18 protein-coding genes are annotated in these 22,950 nt (G+C 35.3%); all 18 read right to left on the reverse strand.

Translation table 11 applies throughout. The annotated features are described in order from the left end of the window. Window positions 1-194: 194 nt before the first annotated feature. The 18 genes from ACFFU9_RS16035 to ACFFU9_RS16120 all read right to left on the reverse strand — a co-directional run bounded on the left by ACFFU9_RS16035 (window position 195) and on the right by ACFFU9_RS16120 (window position 22,945). A complete protein-coding gene (locus tag ACFFU9_RS16035; RefSeq protein ID WP_379862498.1) occupies window positions 195-4,349 on the reverse strand; it encodes a hybrid sensor histidine kinase/response regulator transcription factor in 4,155 nt (1,384 codons plus the stop codon). A gap of 321 nt (window positions 4,350-4,670) precedes the next feature. Further along, complete coding sequence (locus ACFFU9_RS16040; RefSeq protein WP_379862499.1) at window positions 4,671-5,084, reverse strand: GreA/GreB family elongation factor; 414 nt, start codon at window positions 5,082-5,084, stop codon at window positions 4,671-4,673. Window positions 5,085-5,554: 470 nt separating this feature from the next. Beyond that, entirely contained in the window at window positions 5,555-6,880 is a 1,326-nt protein-coding gene (locus ACFFU9_RS16045; RefSeq protein ID WP_379862500.1) for a sigma-54-dependent transcriptional regulator, read from the reverse strand. Continuing rightward, window positions 6,877-7,989, reverse strand: a complete 1,113-nt coding sequence (locus ACFFU9_RS16050; protein WP_379862501.1) for a sensor histidine kinase — start codon at window positions 7,987-7,989, stop codon at window positions 6,877-6,879. Before ACFFU9_RS16050 ends, ACFFU9_RS16045 begins: the two co-directional genes overlap by 4 nt. Further along, on the reverse strand, window positions 7,973-9,091 hold the full coding sequence (locus ACFFU9_RS16055) for a mechanosensitive ion channel family protein (RefSeq protein WP_379862502.1): 1,119 nt from the start codon (window positions 9,089-9,091) through the stop codon (window positions 7,973-7,975). The genes ACFFU9_RS16050 and ACFFU9_RS16055 overlap by 17 nt, the downstream gene beginning before the upstream one ends. A gap of 142 nt (window positions 9,092-9,233) precedes the next feature. Next, a complete protein-coding gene (locus ACFFU9_RS16060; RefSeq protein WP_379862503.1) occupies window positions 9,234-10,637 on the reverse strand; it encodes a TolC family protein in 1,404 nt (467 codons plus the stop codon). A 24-nt stretch (window positions 10,638-10,661) separates the two neighbouring features. Next, on the reverse strand, window positions 10,662-13,793 hold the full coding sequence (locus ACFFU9_RS16065; protein ID WP_379862504.1) for an efflux RND transporter permease subunit: 3,132 nt from the start codon (window positions 13,791-13,793) through the stop codon (window positions 10,662-10,664). A 37-nt stretch (window positions 13,794-13,830) separates the two neighbouring features. Then, complete coding sequence (locus tag ACFFU9_RS16070) at window positions 13,831-14,973, reverse strand: efflux RND transporter periplasmic adaptor subunit (RefSeq protein WP_379862505.1); 1,143 nt, start codon at window positions 14,971-14,973, stop codon at window positions 13,831-13,833. Between the two features lie 12 nt (window positions 14,974-14,985). Beyond that, on the reverse strand, window positions 14,986-15,471 hold the full coding sequence (locus tag ACFFU9_RS16075; protein ID WP_379862506.1) for a GbsR/MarR family transcriptional regulator: 486 nt from the start codon (window positions 15,469-15,471) through the stop codon (window positions 14,986-14,988). 305 nt (window positions 15,472-15,776) lie between these two features. After that, a complete protein-coding gene (locus tag ACFFU9_RS16080; protein WP_379862507.1) occupies window positions 15,777-15,896 on the reverse strand; it encodes a GreA/GreB family elongation factor in 120 nt (39 codons plus the stop codon). Window positions 15,897-15,960: 64 nt separating this feature from the next. Further along, entirely contained in the window at window positions 15,961-16,281 is a 321-nt protein-coding gene (locus tag ACFFU9_RS16085; RefSeq protein WP_379862508.1) for a hypothetical protein, read from the reverse strand. 381 nt (window positions 16,282-16,662) lie between these two features. Beyond that, complete coding sequence (locus ACFFU9_RS16090; protein ID WP_379862509.1) at window positions 16,663-18,054, reverse strand: trimethylamine monooxygenase; 1,392 nt, start codon at window positions 18,052-18,054, stop codon at window positions 16,663-16,665. 290 nt (window positions 18,055-18,344) lie between these two features. Next, complete coding sequence (locus tag ACFFU9_RS16095; RefSeq protein ID WP_379862510.1) at window positions 18,345-19,244, reverse strand: DMT family transporter; 900 nt, start codon at window positions 19,242-19,244, stop codon at window positions 18,345-18,347. Between the two features lie 520 nt (window positions 19,245-19,764). Then, entirely contained in the window at window positions 19,765-20,223 is a 459-nt protein-coding gene (locus ACFFU9_RS16100) for a GNAT family N-acetyltransferase (protein ID WP_379862511.1), read from the reverse strand. A gap of 53 nt (window positions 20,224-20,276) precedes the next feature. Next, window positions 20,277-20,915 carry an HdeD family acid-resistance protein gene (locus tag ACFFU9_RS16105; RefSeq protein ID WP_379862512.1) on the reverse strand — a complete coding sequence of 213 codons (639 nt, stop codon included), beginning with the start codon at window positions 20,913-20,915 and terminating at the stop codon, window positions 20,277-20,279. 33 nt (window positions 20,916-20,948) lie between these two features. After that, entirely contained in the window at window positions 20,949-21,365 is a 417-nt protein-coding gene (locus tag ACFFU9_RS16110) for a DUF2141 domain-containing protein (RefSeq protein ID WP_379862513.1), read from the reverse strand. Beyond that, complete coding sequence (locus tag ACFFU9_RS16115) at window positions 21,362-22,387, reverse strand: NAD-dependent epimerase/dehydratase family protein (RefSeq protein WP_379862514.1); 1,026 nt, start codon at window positions 22,385-22,387, stop codon at window positions 21,362-21,364. The genes ACFFU9_RS16110 and ACFFU9_RS16115 overlap by 4 nt, the downstream gene beginning before the upstream one ends. A gap of 33 nt (window positions 22,388-22,420) precedes the next feature. Next, complete coding sequence (locus tag ACFFU9_RS16120) at window positions 22,421-22,945, reverse strand: DUF488 domain-containing protein (RefSeq protein ID WP_379862515.1); 525 nt, start codon at window positions 22,943-22,945, stop codon at window positions 22,421-22,423. Between the last annotated feature and the right edge of the window lie 5 nt (window positions 22,946-22,950).

Genomic DNA, 22,950 nt, shown 5'->3' on the forward strand with positions numbered 1-22,950 from the left:
TCTGTATCTAGTTTAATTAGAGTTTTAATTTAACGTAAAATTATGAAATCAAACAGAGTTCCAAGGGGGGGATGGCGTTCATAGAACTGGGGGTAGCTGTTCTTTTTCAACCAAAAAAGCATTGATTATAAGCCTCTTGCTCAAATGTTAAAGAAAAAACAAAAAAAACACGATAAAGGTAATGGGCAATTTGCTTAATTATCTGTACGTTCACTTTCTGAATCGACACCATGGTTTTGGCGGTATTCTGAAGGCAGTTCATTAAATAATTTTTGAAAGGATTTTCTGAAATGTTTAAGGTCGTTAAATCCAAGATCAAACGCTATTTCAGAGATATTTAATTGGGATTGTGCAATTAATTGTCCGGCACGTTTTAATTTTATAGTTCTTATAAACTCCGTTAGGGATTGATCGGTGAGTGCTTTCAGTTTTCTATAGAGTACCGATCGGCTCGTTCCCATTTCGTTAATAAATTCATTAACCCCAAATTCTGAATTAGATAAATTATCTTCCACCAAACTGATGGCTTTTTGTAAAAACACTTCGTCTGCAGAAGTAACGGTAAGCTCTTTTGGTTGAAGAATAATATCTTTTCTAAACTTATTGATAAGACTTTTTCTAAATTTCAATAAGTTACGAACTCTCATTTCTAAAATATGCGCATCAAAAGGTTTTGTGATATAAACATCTGCACCTAAAGCATAACCTTGTTTCTGTGCATCTTCAGAAGTTTTCGCAGTTAAAAGAATTACAGGGATATGACTTGTTATAATGTTCGACTTTATTTTATCACACAGGGTTACACCATCCATTATTGGCATCATAACATCGCTAATAATTAAGTCTATATCCTTATTTTTAGCAATTTCTAAAGCTATTTCTCCATTCTCTGCTTCTAATATGTTATTTTTCTCTTCAAATATCTCTTTAATAAACCGCCTTACCTCTGCATTGTCTTCAACCAATAAAAGGGTGGGCTTCGATTTGTTTAGTTCCACCTCACTTTCTTCGGGCTCATCTGTTAAGGGATTGTGCATTAATACATCTGGATTTTTTAAATAGAATGAATTGTCCTGATTCATTTCTGCAGACTCAGAAACCATTTCGCTATCTTTTAAGTGCTGTTTCCCTAAGGGCAATAGCACGGTAAACGATGCACCTTCCCCTTCTTTACTCTTTACCTTAATACTACCATGATGTAATTTTACTAAATTTTTACATAGCGCTAAACCAATGCCCGTTCCTACACGTTGGTTTTCATCTTCACCTAACTGATAATATCTTTCGAAAATAGCTTTTCGGTTTTTTTCAGGAATGCCTTTACCCGAATCTTTTATTACCAACTTTAAATACTCTGTAGTATTGAGTATTTTTCGTTTTTTAGAAACAGTGGATACCGTTATCGATATTTTCTCACCATCTGAAGTAAACTTAAAGGCATTGGATAATAGATTAAACACTATTTTTTTAAGATTGATTTTATCAAACCACACTTGGATATCGGTATCCGAACTATCAAAAGTATAGGTTATCTCTCTTACCCTAGCCAGTTCTTCAAAGGAAAGTTTTATGTTTTCTATAAACGGAACAATGTTGCTTTTAGAAGCATTAAGATGAAGCTTGCCCGATTCACTTTTTCTAAAGTCCAAAAGTTGATTGATCAATTGCAACAGGACGCTTGCATTTCTGTGCATGATTTCATGCTGCTTCTGGACAAAATCATTCCCTATATTTTTACTCAGCATACGCTCTAAAGGCCCTATAATTAACGTTAGCGGTGTTCTAAAATCATGCGAAATATTAGTAAACAACTTCAATTTCATTTGGTTAATTTCTTCAATCCTTTCTTTCTCCAGACGTTCTTGTTTTAATTCGTTTTTTTCATGAATCCGGATAAGAGTTTGTTTTCTTATAAACCACAACACCCCTATTACCATTAGGCTATAAATAAGATAGGCCCACCATGTTTGCCAGGGTGCTGGTTTAATGATTACTTCTACAGATGCGCCCGCTTCATTCCACAAACCATCATTATTAGACGCTTTAACCCGAAAGAGGTAATCTCCTGCATCTAAATTGGTATAGGTAGCCGATTTATTATTTCCAATATAATTCCAATCCGGATCAAAACCTTCTAGTTTGTAAGCATACTGGTTTTGGTTGGGTTGTGAATAGCTTAACGCCACAAAATTAAAACTGAACACATTTTGGTTGTGTTTTAATATTATTTTTTTGTTATCGCTATCTTTAGGTAAAAAGGGTTTGTTATTTACAGAAATAGAGGTTACAGAAACGGGGGGTATAAATTCATTTTCCACGATACCTTCTGGATCAAAATAATCGATGCCACTGGTACCTCCAAACATAAGCTTGCCATTTTTTAACTTTAAATAAGCACCATAGTTATATTCATCTCCTATAAGACCATCCGATACATCAAAGTTTTTAAATTGCCCCGTATTTAAATCAAAACGGCTTAAACCTCGATTTGTGCTTAGCCAAAACACTTTAGAGCTTGTTGGTAAAATACTATATATAACTTCGTTGGGCAAGCCTTCTGTCATACCATATCTTATACTTTTTTTGTTTGTAGCATCATAGTGATACAAGCCATCTCCTTCTGTTGCAACCCATAGATTTTGTTGGGCATCTTCATACACACAAAGTATGGCATTTGGGCTATAAACCTCTTGCTTTTCTTTATACCTAATAGAGGTTATCTTTTTTGTTTTGATATTGATTTTAGCAAGACCTTTATCGCCTCCTAGTATTAAAATATTTTTATCTGAAGTTTTAGAAATGTTATAAACCAAGCTTCCAACCGTATTTAAAGGATCTGAAATCCTTGTGATTGTTTTTGATGACACATCCATTACATTTACACCACCTCCCGACGTACCGATCCAAATATTGTTCTCATAATCTTCAAACAAAGCAATAACTCTATTATTGCTTAAGCTTGTACTATCGCCAGGTATATTATTATAAGATATAAATTCAAAGGGCTTTTTTTTAGGATTAAAAAACTGAAGACCGCCATCGTGCGTTCCAATCCAGAAATTTCCCTCTCGAGTCTGTATCATGGCCTTCACATTGTTTGTACTAAGGCTTTTAGGGTTGTTCTTATTGTGGGTGTAATAAGTAAATTGCCCTGTAGAAGTATTAAGGAAGTTAATCCCGCCACCTTCTGTTCCTATCCATAGGTTTTGATTGGAATCTTCTACTATGGAGCTCACAACTTTATAATTGAGTTTGGAAGGATTGCTCCCCGCCGAAAAGTGCTTGAACAGATCGAAACTTCTATCATAATAATTTACACCACCTGCATAGGTACCCAACCATATATCGCCTTTAGTATCCTCAAATATTTTATAGATAGAATTCTGGCTCAAACTATTCGGTTCGTTTTCGTCATGTAAATAGTGTGAAATGGTTTTTTTTTCACTATTCAGGATATATAGCCCCACATACGTTCCTATCCACAAATCTCCCCTTTGGTCTTGATGGATACTTCTAACCTCTTCATGAATTCCTGTAATACCCGTGGATTGTATTTTATAAGGCTCAAAAACCTGGCATTCTTCATTAAAAAGAAACAGACCATTTCTATACCCTAACCAAAAATTATTATCCGCATCTTTATATAGAACGGGAACATAGTTTATATTTCTTTCTTTAGAAGCCCCTTGAGGATAATCATAATGTTTAAAGTTTTGGTTTTTAGCATCGTAAACGTCTATATTTTCAGTATTACAAATCCATAAATCACCATTATCGGCTAAAAACAAAGATCGAATCTGATTGTTCAAAATAGCATTTGAGCTTTCTTTTTCAGCAATAAAACGTATTGTTTTTCCTGTTTGCGTATTAAATTTTTCTAAACCATAGTTGGTCCCTAGCCATAAATGCCCATTTCCAGCAGAAGCAATACTCCAAATCTCATGATTGGAAATACCGTACTCATTATTGGCCAGTTTAAATCTCTCGAAGCGGTCTTCTTCTGGAATATATTTGTTTAACCCATTAATGGTTCCTACCCAAAGCGTTCCTTCTTCATCTTCAAATAACGATTTTATAAAACTGTTGCTTATACTTTGCGGGCTTTGTGAGCTATGTCTGTATATTTTAAAATCGTGCCCATCATATTTATTTAATCCATCTCTAGTGCCAAACCATAAAAAACCTTTGGTATCCTGTAAAATACAAAGAACAGAACTCTGCGAAAGCCCTTCAATTAAAGAGAGTTGCTTAAATTTTAGGGATTTAAACTCATTTTTCTGTTCTTGCCCATAAGCCCCACCTATTAATAAACATAAAAATAAAAATGTTAGGTATTTTTTAAAACTCATTTTTCTCTTATTATCGTTCTATTTAATCAGGATTCGCAATTTTATAAAGATAAAAATCAAAATGATGATAAAAGCTTTTTAGCACTAAAAAATTTCGTAAAAAAACCTATTTAAAATTATAAAAACCATATTGATTTTAGGTAAAAGGCGCTTTAAAACAATAGGATTGTTTGAATGATTATAAAAACCCATTATATCATCCCTATAAAACTATAGCTAAAAAAATCCCGCTGTATAGCGGGACTCTGTAATACTTTATTTTAATATGTTTGGTTCTTCTCTACATATTAGCGAAATTACCTAGAGAACCGTATTCTAAGCTTAAACACTAAACGCTTTCACTTGAGGTTTTTGTTCCACTTCTTCAATCTTAAGTGCTTTTACACCAGTAGGGAAATCCCAATTAACAACATCGCCAACGGAATACCCAAATAAAGCAGCACCCATAGGGGTTAAGATTGATATTTTATTATTTTGTATATCTTTTTCTGAGGGCTGCACAATTTGTATGCTTTTTTCCCAGTTGTCGTCTGAAGACACTTTAACGATACTGTTTAAGCGCACCACATCCTCTGGCATATCTTTATCTTCTACAATTTTAGCAGATTTCATTTCATCAGAAAACTTCATTAAAGATTTATGGATAACATGGTTCCCTACATATCCAGAAATATTAAGAATGCTTTTTATATACACATATTCCTTTTTTTCAAGTATTAAATTTCCGTATTTCATTTTTTTAATTATTTATGGGTACTCCCCTATTATTTAGTTTCTTAGTTTTTTTATAGCAAATAGGATAAACAATAGTTTGTAAATCCAAAAAATATCAAATGATAACAGTCAAAATTAAAGCGCCTATTCTTTTAAATGGATTCTTATGAAATTCCAAGGATTTATGCCTACTGTATATCTGGGATATGCCTAAGGGTGTTTACCTAACCCCTTTAGCCAATACATAACAAGGTGTTATGCTAAATCAATTATAATACATTAAAAATTATTCTAGTCATTCTATTTCTAATTTCATTTCATTACAATTCAAAATAGAATAGCAATCTATATACCAAATAAAAAATTTAAAATAGATAGGATTTAAAACCCCTAATAAACATAGGGATATGAAATAAAAAAGAAATAGAATAAAAAATCGAACTGGTACAATATGACTCGGTCGACCCAAAAAGCATCAATCTTAAAGTAGTTTATTCTGAAAGTTTTTGCCGGATAGTTTTTCGATCTATACCTAAAATTTCGGCAGCTTTTGTTTTATTATTATTTGTGGCATTTAAGACGTTTTGAATATGTCGCTTTTCCATTTCTTTTAAAGGCAGTAATCCTTCTTTAGGAAAATCGATATTAAATTTCAAGCTTTCAGGGAGATGCTCCACTTCAATCCCATTATCAGACATGATAACGGCGCGTTGAATAACATTTTCCAGTTCTCTGATGTTTCCGGGCCAATCATAACGGCGAAGTACCGCAATGGCTTCTGGACTTATTTTCACAAACTTATCTTTATATTCTACTCCGTACTTGAACAAAAATTTATCAATCAATAAAGGGATATCTTCTTTACGCTCTCTTAAAGGCGCCACATGTATCTCTACCACTGTAAGGCGATAATACAAATCTTCCCTAAACGTTTGTTTTTGTATCATATCCTTTAAATTGGCATTTGTTGCTGCAATTACACGCACATCTATTTTTTCTGCTTTTTGAGAACCAACCTTTAAAACTTCTTTCTCTTGCAATACTCGAAGCAATCGCGATTGTGCTGCTAATGATGCATTAGCTATTTCATCTAAAAAAATGGTTCCGCCGTTGGCTGCCTGAAAAAAACCATTACGGTTCTGCTCTGCTCCTGTAAAAGCACCTTTGGTATAACCAAACAATTCCGATTCTAATAAATTTTCGGGAATACCGCCACAGTTTACTGCAATAAAAGGCGCACGGGAGAATTTACCTTGATAATGGATAGCACGCGCTACCAATTCTTTACCTGTACCACTTTCGCCTTTAATAAAAATAGTGGCTTTATTGTTTTTAACACGCTCAATAATTTGAATAACCGTATCTATTTTTTCTGAAACACCTATAATCTCACCATAAGAATCTTTAGGCTTAATGGGTAATGGGGCTTTCGTATTATTGATTTCCAATTTTGCCCATGCCCCATCCATAGCAACTTTCAATTCTTCTCTTGTAAAAGGCTTGGTAAGATATGCCACTACACCAGATTTAATGGCCGCTAAAGAGTCTTGTACCGAAGGATATCCCGTAACAACAAGTTTTGGAAGTTTAGGATAATGCTCTGATACAAATTTAATAAGCTCAAAACCATCAATTTCGGGCATTTTTAAATCTGTAATCAACAAATCAATAGGCGTATCCCTTAAAATAGTTACAGCTTCTTTTACAGAAACAGCTTTATAAGTATGATAATTCCAAGATTGAAGATGGCGTTGCAACAACTCCAAAATATTCATATCATCATCTACAATAAGTATGTTTTCTTTACGAAGTTTCATTTTGTTTCTTTTGGTAAAATTACCGTAAAGGTAGCGCCTTTAGCGGGATTATTTTCTGCTGAAATAGTGCCGTTATGGCTGGAAACGATACCATGCACCACACTTAAGCCCAAACCCGCTCCATCTCCTGTGGGTTTTGTGGTAAAAAAAGGTTGAAATACTTTCTCTAACGCCTCTAATGAAAGCCCTGGGCCTTGATCTGAAATTTTGAGTATAATATCTTTTCCCGATTCAAAAGCTTCAATAGTTACCAGTCCATTTTTTGGTGAAAAATAAATAGCATTAATAATAAGGTTGAATATAATTTGAGTGAGTTGTATAGTGTCTGCCTGCAACCATAAGGTTTCGGTTTCTATCTTTACAACGTATTTGACTTGATGTTTACGAAACGTAGCATCTAGTAAATCTATTGCATTTTTAATGTTGGGCACAAGGTTTACCTGCGTCATCTCTTGAGGCATCTCACAAGCAAAGAACATGAGTTTTTTAACAACTTCTCTGGAAAAAATAGCGTTTTGGATTATTTTATCTAAATCTGCGATATTTTTATCATCAGCCTCATCTAAGTTATCTTTTATCAATTCTGAAAAACCTAAAATATTAGCCAAAGGAGTATTCAACTCATGAGCAATACCGGCAGTAAGCTCTCCTAATATACCCAATCTGTCTGCACGTTCCATTTGGCGTTTTAAAGAGGTCTCACTTTTTCTAATTTCCATACGTTCCAGCAAACTTCCTAGTTTTAAAGCTATATTATCAAGTAAAAGTTGCTCCTCATTTAAAAAGCCTTTTTTTAAACCTTTAGGATCTTTTAAATAGGCAGAGATGGTACCCTCATGCTTATTAAAAATAGATATATTTGTAACTAATTTCGCTTTTACATCTATAGGGTTATGAGAAGTACCCACTTCAATATTACCTGTAGCAATAACAATATGTGTTTCTTTAGGATAACGAAATGCTTTTTTTAAACTAAAGGCAATCGCACCTATAGTGTCTTCAAGAATTTCCAAATCTGCATTTACAATAATAGACGAGACTTCGTAAAGACAGGTTAATTCTTTAATACGTTCTCTTAAAGCTAGTTCAGTATTAATTTTTAATTTCATTTGTTGTATCCACTTCTGCTGGTTTCTCCTTTTTCATCACAATAGTTCTGTATGGAAAAGGGATTTCTATACCTTCTTTATCAAAACGCTTTTTTATACTCTCTAAGGCATCGCATTTAATTTGAAAGGTATCGCTAAAGTTACGCCCCCAGGTCCAGGCCCTAATCGTCATTGAAGAATCGTTAAGGGCTGTTAAGGCGGTTTTCACAATAGGTTTACCCTCATTTTTTTCTAAAGCTGTACGATTATCAAAAATGAGAGGATGCTTTTCACACTCCTCTTGCATTATTTTTTTGGCCAAATCGATGTCGCTATCATAAGATATTCCTATTTCAATACGCTCACAACACTTAAGTTCTCCTAAATCGTAATTAATCAACTTTTCTTTATTGATAATGGCATTAGGTATAACAATCATTTTATTTTCGAAATTACGAATAATAGTATGACGTAACGTGATATCGGTTACCCTACCGACCATATTGTCCGTTATTTTTACAAGATCACCTATTTTAAAAGGTTTAAATGAAATTATAAACACACCACCTACTAGGTTTGAAAGGGCTTCTTGAGAGGCAACACCTGCAATAAGCGCCAATACTCCAGCGCCACCCAAAGCCGTTTGGGCAACACCTTTAAGCGATGGAAACGCCAAAAGCCCAAAAAGAACCCCTATAAAACAAATGGTAAATACCGCAATATAGCGCAAGAACTTAAAACTAGTAGGATCATAATCTTTTTCGATTTTCTCCTGAATTTTATATTTAAACCACATGTTGCACGCCGTGGCCAATATAATAGTGATTACAGACAAAAGCCCCAAATAACCTACCAATTTGAAATAACTTACCAGTGCTACATCTTTATCTCGGTCTACAAAAACAAAGCTCAAGGCTATAAGCCCTAAAACCAACCATAAAACATTTAAAATACGTTTAATGAGTTTTACGGGTTTTACCGATGCACCTGGAAAATGTTCTCTTTGCTTTTTTAAAAGCCACTTATATATCAAATTATTCAATATATAAAGCACAACAACTGCTGCAATTACAATTGCTGCAAAAATAAGAGGAGACTGATAGGTTTGTAGAAACTCTTCCATAATTAATACATTTATACGTCACATTCCATTAAAAGTACCACAGGGTAGAGGCGCTCCAAATATTATAAAACAAACCTTACAACTCCCAACGCCCTATCCCATAAAACCAAACCCAAAACAAACCTTCGGATTTAATTATCGATTATTTCCAACCACCGCCTAAGGCCTCATAAAGGTTGATTATCGATTGCAATTGGTTGTTTTTTGCTCTTACTAAATCTAAACTTGTATTTAGGGTGTTCTCTTCAGCTCTTAAAACCTCTAAATAATTTGCCAAACCGTTATTCAATAACTCTTGAGAATATTCGGTTGCCAATGCATAGGCGTCATACTCTTTTTGTTTTATTTCGCTTTTCTCAACAGCAGTATGATAAGCAAACATAGCATCTGAAACCTCTTTACTGGCCACTAGCAGCGCATAATTAAAATTAAGTTTGGCTTGCTCTTGTTGTGCCTGGGACACTTCATATTGTGTACGGATTTTTCTTCCATTAAAAATAGGCTGTGTTAAGCCTCCAACTACAGTTGCAAAAAGAGAATTGGCATTAAAAAGTTCATCCAGCTCCAGGCTTTGAAAACCACCATTTGCAGAAAGTGTAAGCGAAGGATAAAAATGGCTTCGTGCTACATTTGTAAGTTCAAAAGCATTACGCAATTGGAACTCCGCAGCAATAACATCAGGACGATTACTTAACAACTGGCTGGGAACACCCACAGCTAAAGGCGTTGTGATTTTTTGCTCCTGTAAAGTAGAGCGCTCTATATCATGAGGCATTTCTCCCAATAATATAGACATCGTATTCTCTAATACATGCAATTCGTTTTTTAAATCAACAAGAATCGCTTGTGCAGTGTATAGTTGTGCCTCGGTTTGCTTTACACTTACCTGCGTAACACTTCCTGCTTCTTTTAAAGCTTCAGAAGTCTCTAAACTGTTAATTCGTGAAGCAATTGTTTTTTCTGTTATATTAATTTGTTCATCTACTGCAAGCAATTGATAATATACCGAAGCAATATTAGCAATCAATCTTGTTTTTACAGCCGTATGTGCCGCAACAGTTTGTAAATAACTGGCTTCAAAAGCTCGTTTATTGCTTCTTATTTTCCCCCATATATCCGCTTCCCAGGATAATGATCCCATCACATCATATTGATCTAATGACCCTCTGGACAAGCTTCCTAACGGACTATTTTTAGATAGTTCCTGATGCGTAAATTGTGCTTTGGCAGAAAGCGTAGGGTAGTAACCTGATTTCCCTTGCTTAAAATAAGCTTCGGAAGCCAAAATTTTCTGTAAAGCTACACGGATATCCATGTTGTGTTCTAAACCTTTTTCAATATAACTATTCAATATAGGATCTGTAAACAAATCTTTCCATGACACATCTGCCATCGTTAAGCTATCTGTAGAAATATGATCTGTTCTAAAATTAGCTTCGAGGTTTTCTAATTCTGGTTGCGTATATTCTTTTGCAACGAAACAAGATTGTAAAGTCAGCAATGCTAAAAACACAAGGCTGACTTTTATAATTATTGATTTTTTCATTTTTTTTAAATTTCAAATTGCAAATTATGCTTCGTCTATTACTGGCTTAGGTTTAGAGCTTACTTTTTCATGTAACCATTGGAAAAGCATATACAGGATAGGAATGGTAAACACTCCTAAAACAGTCCCTATTAATAAACCACCAACAGCACCTGTACCAATAGCCCTGTTTCCTTCAGAACCTACGCCTGTTGCTATTACTAAAGGGGTTAGCCCAAAAATAAAAGCTAAAGACGTCATTAAAATAGGACGTAAACGCGCTTTTGCTCCATCAATGGCCGCATCGTATATACTCTCACCCTGTTGTCGTCTTTGTATCGCGAACTCCACGATCAAAATAGCGTTTTTCGCTAATAGACCAATCAACATAATTAAGGCAATTTGGAAATAAATATTATTTTCCAAACCTGCAAGCTTGGTTGTAATAAATGCTCCAAAAATCCCCAAAGGTAAAGAGAACAATACTGCGAATGGTAACATATAACTCTCGTACTGTGCCGCCAATAAGAAATACACAAACACAATAACCAAAATTAAGATGGTAGTGGTTTGATTTCCTGCAGCGAGCTCCTCTCGTGTTAAACCAGAATAAGCCGTAGAGTAATTACTTGGCAACGTAGCAGAAACCTCTTCTATTGCAGCAATACCATCCCCTGTACTAAACCCCGGATTTAAAGCCCCCGTAATAGATGTGGAGTTAAACAAGTTGAATCGTGTTACCGATTGTGGCCCAAAATCACGCTCTAAACTCACAAATTGGGTTATAGGAGCCATCTCCCCAGTTCCGGTTTTTACAAATAGGTTGCTTATGTCTTGTTTTTGAGCTCTATCTTCTGGTAAAGCCTGAATATAAACTCTAAATTGTTTTCCAAAACGAGAGAAGTCGGCAGCGTAAATACTTCCAATATACCCTTGCATGGTATTGAAAATGGTATTGATATTTACACCATATTCTTTGGCCAACGGCACATTGATATCCAATTTATATTGTGGATATTTGGTGCTAAATGATGAGTTCGCGTATTGAAACTCTGGTCGCTGACTCAATTTAGAGATAAACTCTTGATTGGTTTTGTCTAAATCTTCAAAACTTCCTCCAGAACGATCTAACAGATTAACTTCAACACCAGCAGAATTCCCAAAACCTGGTATACTTGGTGGAGAGAAGAAAATAATATTTGCTTCCGGAATAGTCGAAGCAACGCCAAACAGTCTTCCAATAATTGCTTTTGATGATGTTTCGTCTGTCTCACGCTCACTCCAGTTCTTTAACTTAATAAAGCCCAATCCATAGTTATTTCCAGCGCCACTTATTAAACTTCGTCCGTTAATAAGCGTAACACTTTGCACACCTTCCACTTGTAGAATTTTTTCACGTAAACCTCTGTTCACTTCTGCTGTTCTATCTACAGAAGCTCCTGGTGGCAATTCCACATTTACAAACACCAAACCTCTGTCTTCATCTGGCACAAAACCTGTAGGTGTAGTTGATGACGCGTACCAAATACCTGCAACAGCGGCAACCAGTATAACAACATTTAACCATTTATGTCTATATAAAAAGCCAATGGATTGTCCATACTTATAAGTCATGGCGTTAAAACCTGCATTAAAAGCATTGTAAAAACGTTGCAATACCGTTCTTTTCTTTTCTTCTTCAGAATGTGGTTTTAAAAAGATAGCACATAAAGCCGGACTTAAAGTTAAGGCATTTACTGCAGAAATGATTATAGCTACAATAAGGGTGACACCAAACTGCTTGTAAAACACCCCTGTAGGCCCTGTAATAAACGTTACGGGAACAAAAACCGCTGCCATTACCAAGGTAATAGACACGATTGCTCCAGATATTTCACTCATGGCAGTCATGGTTGCCTTTTGTACATCTTTAGCGCCTTGATCGATTTTGGCGTGCACGGCCTCTACCACAACAATGGCATCATCTACCACAATCCCAATGGCCAAGAGTAATGCGAAAAGTGTTAAAAGGTTAATGGTGTATCCAAATAAATTTAAAAAGAAAAAGGTTCCTATAATAGATACCGGCACCGCAATAGCTGGAATTAACGTCGATCTAAAATCTTGCAAGAAAATAAAAACCACAAGGAATACCAAAATAAAGGCTTCTATTAGCGTATGGGTTACTTTTTCTATAGAAGCGTTTAAAAACTCATTGGTATCATAAGGAATGATATACTCTATCCCTTCTGGAAAGTTTTTCTCAAGTGATGCCAATTCGGCTTTAACTTCTTCGATAATGGTTTGTGCGTCGGATCCTTTTGTTTGAAAAACACCTAAAGCGACACTTGGGTTTCCATTGGTGTTAGCACTTGCTGCATAAGATTGTGCATCAAGTTCTATTTTAGCGACATCTTTTAATCTTAAAAACTCGCCATTTCCTAAAGATTTTAAAATGATATTTTCGTACTCTTCTTGATTACTATATCTACCATCGTAAGTAATTACATAAGAGAATGCCTCACCACTGTTTTCCCCAATAGTTCCGGCCGCAGCTTCTTGACTTTGCTCGTTAATAGCAGCCGTAATATCGGAAGGTGCAAGACCATAAGTAGCCAATTTATCTGGTTTTAACCAAATACGCATGGCATAATCTTTAGCTCCAAATACGGAAACATTTCCAACACCGTTAACCCTTTGGAAGGCAGGTACCGCATTAATTTTTAAATAATTTTGAAGGTAAGTGTCATTATAATCTTTATTAGTACTAAAAAAACTAATAAACATTAAAGCACTGGTCTGTTGCTTTTCTGTTAAAACCCCTGTTTGCCTAACAGCCTGAGGTAAAAGCGGATTGGCACGTGCCACCCGGTTCTGAACATTTACGGCAGCAATATCCGGATCGACATCTTGATTGAAATAAACCGTAATATTTGCAGTACCATTATTAGTGGCCGTAGAGGTGATATAGGTCATCCCTTCTACACCATTAATTTGTTCTTCTATGGGAATAATTACACTTTCCAGAATGGTTGCTGCGGTTGCCCCTGGATAGGAAGCGGACACCTGAATGGTTGGAGGTGCTATATCAGGATATTGGGTTACGGAAAGAGACTGGAGTCCCAAAATACCCAATATCACTATAATTATAGAGATAACTGTAGATAATACAGGTCTCGTTATGAATGTTTTAAGCATGGTTTCTTAATTTTTCTTGTCTTGATGAAACATTATATTATTGAAACTCTGGCGTGATAGGCTTTGAAATACTATCAAAATCAGATTTTGTTGGTTCGATGGGCATACCATCTCTTACTTTACCAATTCCTTTGGCTATAACAGTTTCCCCTTTTTCAAGACCTGTATCTACGATAAATAAATTATCGCTTTTTCCTTTAATAGTGATCGCTTTTGAAACTGCAACGGTGTTTTTTGCCGAATCTTGTTGTACAACATAAACAAGTCTGCTATTTTGATTTTCGAAGGTTGCTTCTTGAGGAACAACGACCACATTTTCATAAACGGTTGGCACTTTAATCGTACCACTATTTCCATTGGTTAAAATCCCATTGGCATTGTCAAATCGTGCTCTAAATGATACGGTTCCAGTATTCCTATTGATTTGAGAATTAATGGTTTCTATCTTTCCTTTAGAATCGTATTCACGACCATTGGCCAGAATCAAAGTAACTTCTGAAAGATTTTTTATTTTTTCTTCTTTTGAAGTCCCTTCAGCATTTTGAATAAAGTCAAGATACTCTTTTTCATTCATAGAAAAATAAGCATAAACATTGCTAATATCTGAAACGGTGGTTAAGGCACCTTGACTGGAAGGGCTTACTAAAGAGCCTTTTCTCAATCTTATTTCGCCAACATAACCATCTACTGGGCTCTTTATAGTTCCATATCCGATGTTAGATGAAATACTATTAAAACCACTTTTAGCCTGTTCCAGTTGTGCTTTAGCCGTTTCCAACTGCACACTACTAATGATGTTTTTTTCCACCAAAGGTTTTAATTTATTCACCTCAACCTGTGCGGCATTTACATTCGCTTTTGCTGCTAAGGCATCTTGGTTCATGGATTCTGTTTCCAATCTAAATAACACTTGGCCTTTTCGTACCTTTTGGCCTTCATCTACCAAAACATCTGTAATGTACCCTGAAATTTTTGCACGTACTTCACTATTTACAACCCCCTCAATACTGGTTGGATAACTAATGTAGGTTGTAACGGTTTTAACAGGAATTTCAATTACCGGCAATGCCATAGCCCGAGGTTGGCCTCCAGCAGCATTTTGGGAGTTTTTATCGTTACCGCATGAAGCCACCAAAATAAGTAGCAATAAAGGCATTATGTTTTTTGTAATAGAGTTCATTGTATTTGATGTTTAAGCTTGATTTTGAAAATCGGTTATTTTTTTGAGTTTACTGGTAATTTTTTCTCGTTGGTCTTTAAGATATTCTTCAAAAAGACTTCCTAAGTACTTTTCGTTTTTAAATTTATCAGGATTATTCGCTTTATTAAATGTGTTTATTTTTTGCACAATTTCCAACTCCTTGTCAATGGTAAACAAATGCTGCTCCATGGTGTTCATGATGTAAAACCTAGACGTTCGAAAATAACGTTTTCGATCTCCTGGTTTGGTGTAGTACTCAATATAATGTAATTGAATCAATACATTTATGTTGCTAGAGACCGAACTCTTACTGGCTTGCGTAATTTGGATAATATTATCAAAACTTAATCCGTCATAGCAAGAAAGAATAAGAGCGGCATAAATTCTGGCCGCAAGTGGAGATAAATCTGAACGCTCCTCAAGCATAAGCCCAACTTCTTCTATTAGCTGTTTTTGTTCTTTAGATATATGTTCCATAATAATTATTAAGGATGCAAAAATATAATTAGTTCGGAATGTACCGAACTAAAAAACACTAAATATTTGTTAAAAAGAAACGAAAGGTTCGCTTTATACCGAACTAAAGCGAACCACCTGTGATAAGGCCTATAAAAACGGCACTTAAATGTGGTTTTTATTAACATCCTAGAGTATTAATATTAGAGAAATCGATGTTTTTTAAAAAAATCAGATGAAAAAAAATAGGGTAACGAAACAAACTTGGTAATTATATATCAACTCCAATTTTAAACAGCATTCATATACTTTTACACGACCAAAAATTACTTATAAGCTATAGCGATAACATTAAATACTCTATTTTCGTCTGCCAACTTCAAGACTACTAATGCCCCTACTTTTTTCCCCATTAATAGCTGGGCTACAGGCGATATAAAAGACATTTTTTGTTTAGCAATATCGGCTTCGTCAACACCTACAATTTGATAAGTTTGATAGTTTACCTCATCACCTAATCTTTAATGTAATTGTGGCACCAAAACGGATTTCATCTTTTGGTTGCGTTGCTAAATCAATAATTTTAGCTGTAGCTATTCTATTTTGGAGCAGCTGCAACTTTGCAGCGGTATAATTAGAAGCGATTCGTTTTTCTTTTTCATCGGTATAGGCAACGGCATCCAACGCCTTTAAAAGCGATTGTTTTTCAGATATGAGTTCGTGCATGCCCGCTTGCGTAACATAGTTAGTAATACCAACTGGCAGGTCTGCCCTTGGCGGTACTATAGGCATTTCTTCTTGATCCTCTTCTTTTACAAATCCCCTGCTCATAACCCCCTCTTTAATTTATTTATCTTTTTTTAATTTAACACTGTATTAAGGTAAAAAGACTTAAGCACTTTACCAAAATACAGCGAAATAAAATAGCATCTTTACAAGCTTATCTCTAATATTAAAATACAAGATACATTGGATGTGTTTTTAAAGAAAGGGCAGAAAAAGCCTCACGATTTTGCCCAAAAACATCTGTATTTCAGCTTGTAATCAATCTCAAATGCTTGTGTTCATTTTTGAGCCATTTCTTTACTAGACACTCGAGCCGTTACTAGATTTGCTTTATTAACTTTATAAGCTATGGCTCTATATCTATAAAAAAACCTCACAGATTTTAAAAATCTGTGAGGCTCTGCCTGAACAATGGCAGCATCTTATCTATACGCGTTCTTTTTCATGCGCTTCCGAAACTCCGTCTTCACATTCTTCTTGGTATAAATAACGTTCTTTACTATCGTCAAGTTCATCCATCCATTCGGTATGGTGCGTTTCAGCCTTGGTTCCTGTAACCACACTCTGAAACGTTTTATCCCTATAGGTTAAAATATTCTCGTCTTTATCTTTAAGCCATTCTTTAAACATGACAGCAACTTGATCGACATTAAAATCTGGATAATCAGATAAAGCCAACAAATCTTTTATATAAGCCGTTTGAAAATCGACGTGATCAAAACTCGTTTCCAGCTTCTCATTAGCATCCAGCCATTTATCGATATCTATACGACGCTCGGCTTTTTTAGGCAATTGGTATTGATTCATTATAAAATCTCTGGCAACCCACGCTTGCGCATCAAACATATTAAAGGTATAATATTGATCTTGCATCCCCAAATAGATCAGGTTAGGCAGATCGTTAAAAAACACGCCTTTGTACAAGTGGTCTGGATAAAGATTATTTTTGGTCTTTAATCGCAATTCATCTGGAAGAAACGGAAATTTATGTTGATATCCCGTACACATAACAACCGCATCAAACCTTCGGGAGGTACCATCTTTAAAATATGCCGTGTCTCCTTCAAAATATTTCAATAACGGCACTTCTGTAATACCATCTGGCCAATTAACGCCAATTGGGTTGCTTCGATAACTTAAAGTTACCGATTTTGCGCCGTGTTTATAACACTGAACGCCAATATCTTCAGCAGAATAACTACTTCCAATAATGAGCAAATCTTGATCCTTATATGGGTCTGCCCCCCTAAAATCATGAGCATGCATCACCTGTCCTGGGAATTGTTCTATCCCTTTAAAATAAGGCATATTAGGTGTAGAGAAGTGACCAGAAGCCACTACCAGATAATCAAACTCCTCGGAGTAGGTTTTATCAATTTTTAAATTATCTAGTACCACTTCGAATTTTTTTGTCTCCTCGTTATAGTTCACCCAACGCACCGTGGTATCAAAACTTATATAATCCCTAACATTATTCTTTTTAATACGCCCTTGAATATAATCGAACAAGACAGGCCTTGGCGGATAAGAGGATATCGGTTTTTTAAAGTGTTCATCAAATGAATAATCTGAAAACTCCAAGCATTCTTTAGGGCCATTAGACCATAAATACTTATACATACTGCCATGAGTGGGCTCACCATATTTTCCCACTCCCGTACGCCATGAGTAGTTCCACATACCGCCCCAATTGCTTTGTTTCTCAAAACAAACTACCTCTGGCACTTCCAAACCTTCATTCTTTGCTGCTTCAAAAGCTCTTAATTGAGCCAAGCCACTCGGCCCAGCACCAATAATTCCTACACGTTTTTTTTTCATATTATATAACAATAGTTGTTTAGGCTGATATAAAAATGAATTGAAAACAATCCAAATATACCAACAATTATTAATTCTATTTTTAGTAAAAGGCTGCGTTAGTGCAGTATATAAAACAACACAATACCTATTCCAATTTAAAAGTATAGCTTTTAATACCGGATAATTGCGCTATTTTTCATGGGCCAATAATATAATGTATTTTCAGTAATATTCCTAATCATAACACTTAAAAACACTCCCTTAGCCTGGATGCCCGATCTATTTAAAATCCCCTTATAGATGATGGTTTATCGGGGTATATGCTGTGGTTTTTTCTTTTGTTCTCGAATTAAATAAATTCCAACCAAAATTAAAACAGCCCCAAGAAGGTACCAAATAGTAAATTTTTCACCATCCAAGAGTCCCCAAGCTACAGCTACAACTGGCAATAAGTAGGTTACCGTACTAGCAAATACCGGCGACACGTCTTGAATCAATTTATAATAAAGAACACCACAAATAGCGGTGCCCAAAACACCAAGAATCATCATATACCCCATGGCTCCCCATGTTTGTGGGTTCGACTGGAAATTTGTAAAAAAACCCGATGCCCCTAAAACTACAAACGATGGCACAGTCCACAACATAATGGCGCCACTGGACAATTGCAACGAAGGCACATGTGCTAGCTTGTTTTTTACAATTAATGCAGCAAGCCCATAACAGGCCGTTGCTAGAACAATAAGTAAGGCCGACCCCAATTGTGTGTTTTCAGAACTGGTTTCTGAAAAATATAAAAGTATTGCAGCTCCAGAAAAGCCTATTATCGCTCCTACAAATTGGATGATTTTACTTTTAATCCCAAAAAATAAGAATCCCAGAATTAATATAAAAACTGGGACTAAGGTATCTAAAATACCTGCCATAGAACTGCTTACATGCTTCTGAGCGATAGGAAATAAAAAAGTGGGGAAAAAATTACCAAAAAAACCTGTTATACCTACCCAAATTAAGGTGTTTTTAGACATATACCGTAATGCTGGCACACCAAATTTTACAAGAGCGATACCCGAAAACAACATCCGTAACGCTCCAATTTCATAAGGATTAAAAACCAAGAGCGTTTTTTTTATTAATATAAAAACACTTCCCCAAGTTAAGGCAAGAATAATCAATACCATCCATTTATTGCCGAGTGCTTTTTTCATTATTCGAATTTGTTTAAAGTCATTCCGTAAAAAATAAAAGTTAAAATAAAAAGCAGTTCAAAACACAAGGCAAAAACCTTTCCTTTCACATTGCGCCCAATATAAAGCTTATTTTAAAATAGGCTGTAACATCCTCTTCTAATTAAGCCCATTAGTTCGCTCTACCTCCTTTTAGAAAAATAGCCTGTCCCCTCTCCCTTTCAGGAACCGTATGGTATTTTGCTCAATTTACTGCAAAACATTCCAATCGCTCTACAAGCATTTATAGCTTAAAAAAGATGGGCTGGTTTTAACCCCAATTGCTTGTGCCGCCCTCTGGTTTAAAAAATGATCTTTTCCTCTAAATTTACAAGATGCAAATCGGTGCGAAAAGAAAAGCAGCTTAGTAAATAGGAATGTCTTAATTTCAGAAAGCTTGTAAAGGCGCATGGGCAATAAAAGGACTTAAAAGCATGAACCAACCAAATTAATAGCTAGCGCAACCCCTCAATACAACGGTATTTTATAATCGATGATTGCTTTATGAATGCATTCTATGGATAAGGCTTTGCTTTTTCATTACCAATCTAACATCATGGTCCAGATAGTAATCTTCTGAGGTAAGAACATGTTCAAATCCTAAATTCTGATAAATTTTTATAGCTGAAAAGTTATCAGGATGAACCGTTAAACAAATTTCATTGCTCAAATTATTTTCCAGTATTTCGACCAATCGCTTTATTAATTTCTTTCCTATATTATGACCTCTAGCATCTGGGTGTACGCACATTGACAAAACCCAACCTTGACCGGATTTTTTGATTAAATGTCCCAATGCATACCCTAAGATTTCATTTTGTTCTTCTGCAACCAAAAAATAGGGTTCTGAAATATCAAAAAACTGTCTTAAAACAAAAAGAGGATAACTGCCTTTATCAAAACTCAAAACCTCAATATCATGAATACGTTTTAAGTCTGCCAATGTTGCTTTTCTAATCATACTTATTGCATTTGCACTGTTCTATGGGCACTCCATATTCCTTGTTTTCTCATTTAAGCGTCCCATTCCTTACGAATATCTTCTACCAACGCATCATAACGCTCCCTTAAATCTGAAGAAAGTACTTTTGATGAGTTATAAAGTTTTCGCAATTGTAAAGCTAAAAAAACACTAAAAAGTCCAGCAAACAAAAAGCTTAAGGCAATTAGAATAACCACACTCATACCTGCAAAAACAGGATTCCAAATTAAGAAAAAAGAGGCGACACCACCTAAAACGCCCAACACCAGTAATCCACTCCAGTTTTTGTTACCATATCTTTTAACATCCATAGCAAAGCTTATGGCCGAAACAGAACGAAATAATATGATAAATCCAATATAAAATGCTAATACCCTAATAGAAAGGGCAGGATGAGCAATTAGAGAAATACCGATAATAAAAGTGATGATCCCGAATGCCAAAGACCAGCCCCAATTATCCATGTGATATCTGTTAGCGATAGAGAAAATAATTTCTGAAAGCCCTCCAAATAAAAAGGATAGCGCAAATAAAACAGATAATGCAAGCAATGAGCCTGCGGGCGAAGTAAACACCACCATACTAACGATTACAAAGAACAGCCCTACCAACAAAGGAATGTACCAATGCTTAATCGCATTTCTAATGGATTTTAAAAAAAATGTTTCCATAATAATCTACATTAAAATATTTTTCACTCTCTTTTAATTTCTAAGCTTAATCTTCAATACTGAATCTTTTTGAAATGAAAATTTACAATCTTCGTAAGAAGGCGCAGAAAACTTAGGTTTTATATTGTTTGAAAAACCATAGGGCTCTTTAGGAATACCTATAAAATTCCGATTACATATACCATCTGAATTTTCATCATGATACATAGAAATGGCATAAACCCCTTTTGGCAAATCCTTAATAACAAGGGTTTTTGTAGTCTCATCTGCAGCAATGGTATAATTTTTTATTGCAGCGCCCTCTCTTAAAAAACGGGTTCCTGTATTGAAAACACCTATAATTATTTCGCCTTCCGAAACTTCAATATTTTGGATTTCAATAGTTAATTCAGGATTGTTGATAGAAAAAAAATTTATTAAAATAGAAACATATAATACAAAAATAATCATGGTTTTGAGTTTTGGTTAAAAAAATGATTTATACGAGTTATGTCGTTTCTTTTAAAGGCTTGATAAGGTTCAGACTGTTTTAGCAAATACCATTTGATAGGCCGCCTAAACAAAGATGCCATGTTTTTTTTAAAAGAAGACACCTTTCTACGTTCTGTTTTAAAATAATCTTCTAAAGTATGGTGTCTAAAATGAACTATTTTATTAAGATCTTCCCAATCGGCATAATAGCCACAATGAAAATTTTTATCTGCAAAAGCATGATGAGGAAAATCTAATTTCCCTAAACCAAATATAGCAAATGAACGTTCTAAGAAATGGGCATAACCAATCCGGCAGGTTTCTCCTCCTCCTAAGTTAAAAATACGTTTTGAAAGGAGGTTTTGTTTCTCAATTCCATTAACAAAAGCACGTGCGGTATCTTGAGGTGTTGCAATCTCCAATGCGGTATTTAAAGGTTGATGAAACATAAGCTTAGATACTTTATGATTGCCCATAATGGCTGCCAATCTAAAGATAGTCCAATTTAACTTGCAGTTTTGAACTCGTTTTTCTGAAGCTATTTTGGTATCGGCATAAGCATCCCCTTCACTTGGAACAAGAGGATCGGTTACTTTTATATAAGGTGTTTTTACCCGATCGCCATATACAGAAATACTAGAACTATACATAAAAAATGCGTTAGGTGCATGCTGTTCCAAGTGCTCAATTAAGTTTTTTGTACCCTGGGTATTTACTTGTTGTGCTAATTCTGGAACATCGTCTGCTAACGGTGGAATAATAGCAGCCAAATGAATAACAACATCTACTGGGGTTTTAATTTCATCAAAATCCTTAGGATCGGTAATATCCCCAAAAACAATTTTTAATTTGTCTTGATAAGGTGTAAGTTTTCGAATGGACGTTTTTGTTTTTTTATCAAAAACAGTAATATCATAACAGGCCTTATCTATAAGCTGCTTTAAGACCTCAAAACCAACGGTTCCGGAAACACCAGTAATTAAAATATGTTTTTTTACCATATACGTGTGTCGTTTTATTGCTTTTTTATTCGATTAATGATAGGTCAATTGACCATTTTTCAACTGTGCCGGTTTGGTATAAGGGTGCTCGGTTGGTGTATGGCCATCTATAATATGATACACCTTCCAACCCTGGGCCTTTAACTGATCGGCAATCATAGAACGATGGCAACGCCACCAAACCGCTTCAGAGCACATTATAGCACAACGCTTTTTTTTAGCCATATCCACAAGCGCATGCAGGGTATTTTTAAATTCTAGAGTTTCCATATAATCCGCGTATCCCCTAAAAGAAGGATGTCTCCACACCGTGTTTTCTGAATCAACACTGGCTTTTCTACGCCCTCCAAGTGCCTCTAAATGACTATAAATAAGTCCTTTTTGAGGTAACACACTCTCCAAATTTTCTTTTTTAAAATGAGGAAACCTTTTAGAGCCAGGAAAGCGCCGCACATCGACCAATTGCTCTATACGGTAGAAAGTTAACAACTCCAGGAAAGCATCCATAGCTCTAGTGGAGTGTCCAATAGTCCATACTATCTTATCGGATATGACCATGTGCT

The organism is Mariniflexile ostreae, assembly GCF_042427585.1.
Lineage (GTDB): Bacteria > Bacteroidota > Bacteroidia > Flavobacteriales > Flavobacteriaceae > Pseudalgibacter > Pseudalgibacter ostreae.

What these genes read in the sequence shown, in the direction of transcription:
- ACFFU9_RS16055 (WP_379862502.1), bottom strand. Translation starts at nt 9,091, where the DNA reads ATGGAAGAGTTTCTACAAACCTATCAGTCTCCTCTTATTTTTGCAGCA.
- ACFFU9_RS16045 (WP_379862500.1), bottom strand. Translation starts at nt 6,880, where the DNA reads ATGAAACTTCGTAAAGAAAACATACTTATTGTAGATGATGATATGAAT.
- ACFFU9_RS16060 (WP_379862503.1), bottom strand. Translation starts at nt 10,637, where the DNA reads ATGAAAAAATCAATAATTATAAAAGTCAGCCTTGTGTTTTTAGCATTG.
- ACFFU9_RS16085 (WP_379862508.1), bottom strand. Translation starts at nt 16,281, where the DNA reads ATGAGCAGGGGATTTGTAAAAGAAGAGGATCAAGAAGAAATGCCTATA.
- ACFFU9_RS16100 (WP_379862511.1), bottom strand. Translation starts at nt 20,223, where the DNA reads ATGATTAGAAAAGCAACATTGGCAGACTTAAAACGTATTCATGATATT.
- ACFFU9_RS16040 (WP_379862499.1), bottom strand. Translation starts at nt 5,084, where the DNA reads ATGAAATACGGAAATTTAATACTTGAAAAAAAGGAATATGTGTATATA.
- ACFFU9_RS16105 (WP_379862512.1), bottom strand. Translation starts at nt 20,915, where the DNA reads ATGGAAACATTTTTTTTAAAATCCATTAGAAATGCGATTAAGCATTGG.
- ACFFU9_RS16070 (WP_379862505.1), bottom strand. Translation starts at nt 14,973, where the DNA reads ATGAACTCTATTACAAAAAACATAATGCCTTTATTGCTACTTATTTTG.
- ACFFU9_RS16115 (WP_379862514.1), bottom strand. Translation starts at nt 22,387, where the DNA reads ATGGTAAAAAAACATATTTTAATTACTGGTGTTTCCGGAACCGTTGGT.
- ACFFU9_RS16035 (WP_379862498.1), bottom strand. Translation starts at nt 4,349, where the DNA reads ATGAGTTTTAAAAAATACCTAACATTTTTATTTTTATGTTTATTAATA.
- ACFFU9_RS16095 (WP_379862510.1), bottom strand. Translation starts at nt 19,244, where the DNA reads ATGAAAAAAGCACTCGGCAATAAATGGATGGTATTGATTATTCTTGCC.
- ACFFU9_RS16080 (WP_379862507.1), bottom strand. Translation starts at nt 15,896, where the DNA reads ATGTCTTTTATATCGCCTGTAGCCCAGCTATTAATGGGGAAAAAAGTA.
- ACFFU9_RS16050 (WP_379862501.1), bottom strand. Translation starts at nt 7,989, where the DNA reads ATGAAATTAAAAATTAATACTGAACTAGCTTTAAGAGAACGTATTAAA.
- ACFFU9_RS16110 (WP_379862513.1), bottom strand. Translation starts at nt 21,365, where the DNA reads ATGATTATTTTTGTATTATATGTTTCTATTTTAATAAATTTTTTTTCT.
- ACFFU9_RS16120 (WP_379862515.1), bottom strand. Translation starts at nt 22,945, where the DNA reads ATGGTCATATCCGATAAGATAGTATGGACTATTGGACACTCCACTAGA.
- ACFFU9_RS16065 (WP_379862504.1), bottom strand. Translation starts at nt 13,793, where the DNA reads ATGCTTAAAACATTCATAACGAGACCTGTATTATCTACAGTTATCTCT.
- ACFFU9_RS16090 (WP_379862509.1), bottom strand. Translation starts at nt 18,054, where the DNA reads ATGAAAAAAAAACGTGTAGGAATTATTGGTGCTGGGCCGAGTGGCTTG.
- ACFFU9_RS16075 (WP_379862506.1), bottom strand. Translation starts at nt 15,471, where the DNA reads ATGGAACATATATCTAAAGAACAAAAACAGCTAATAGAAGAAGTTGGG.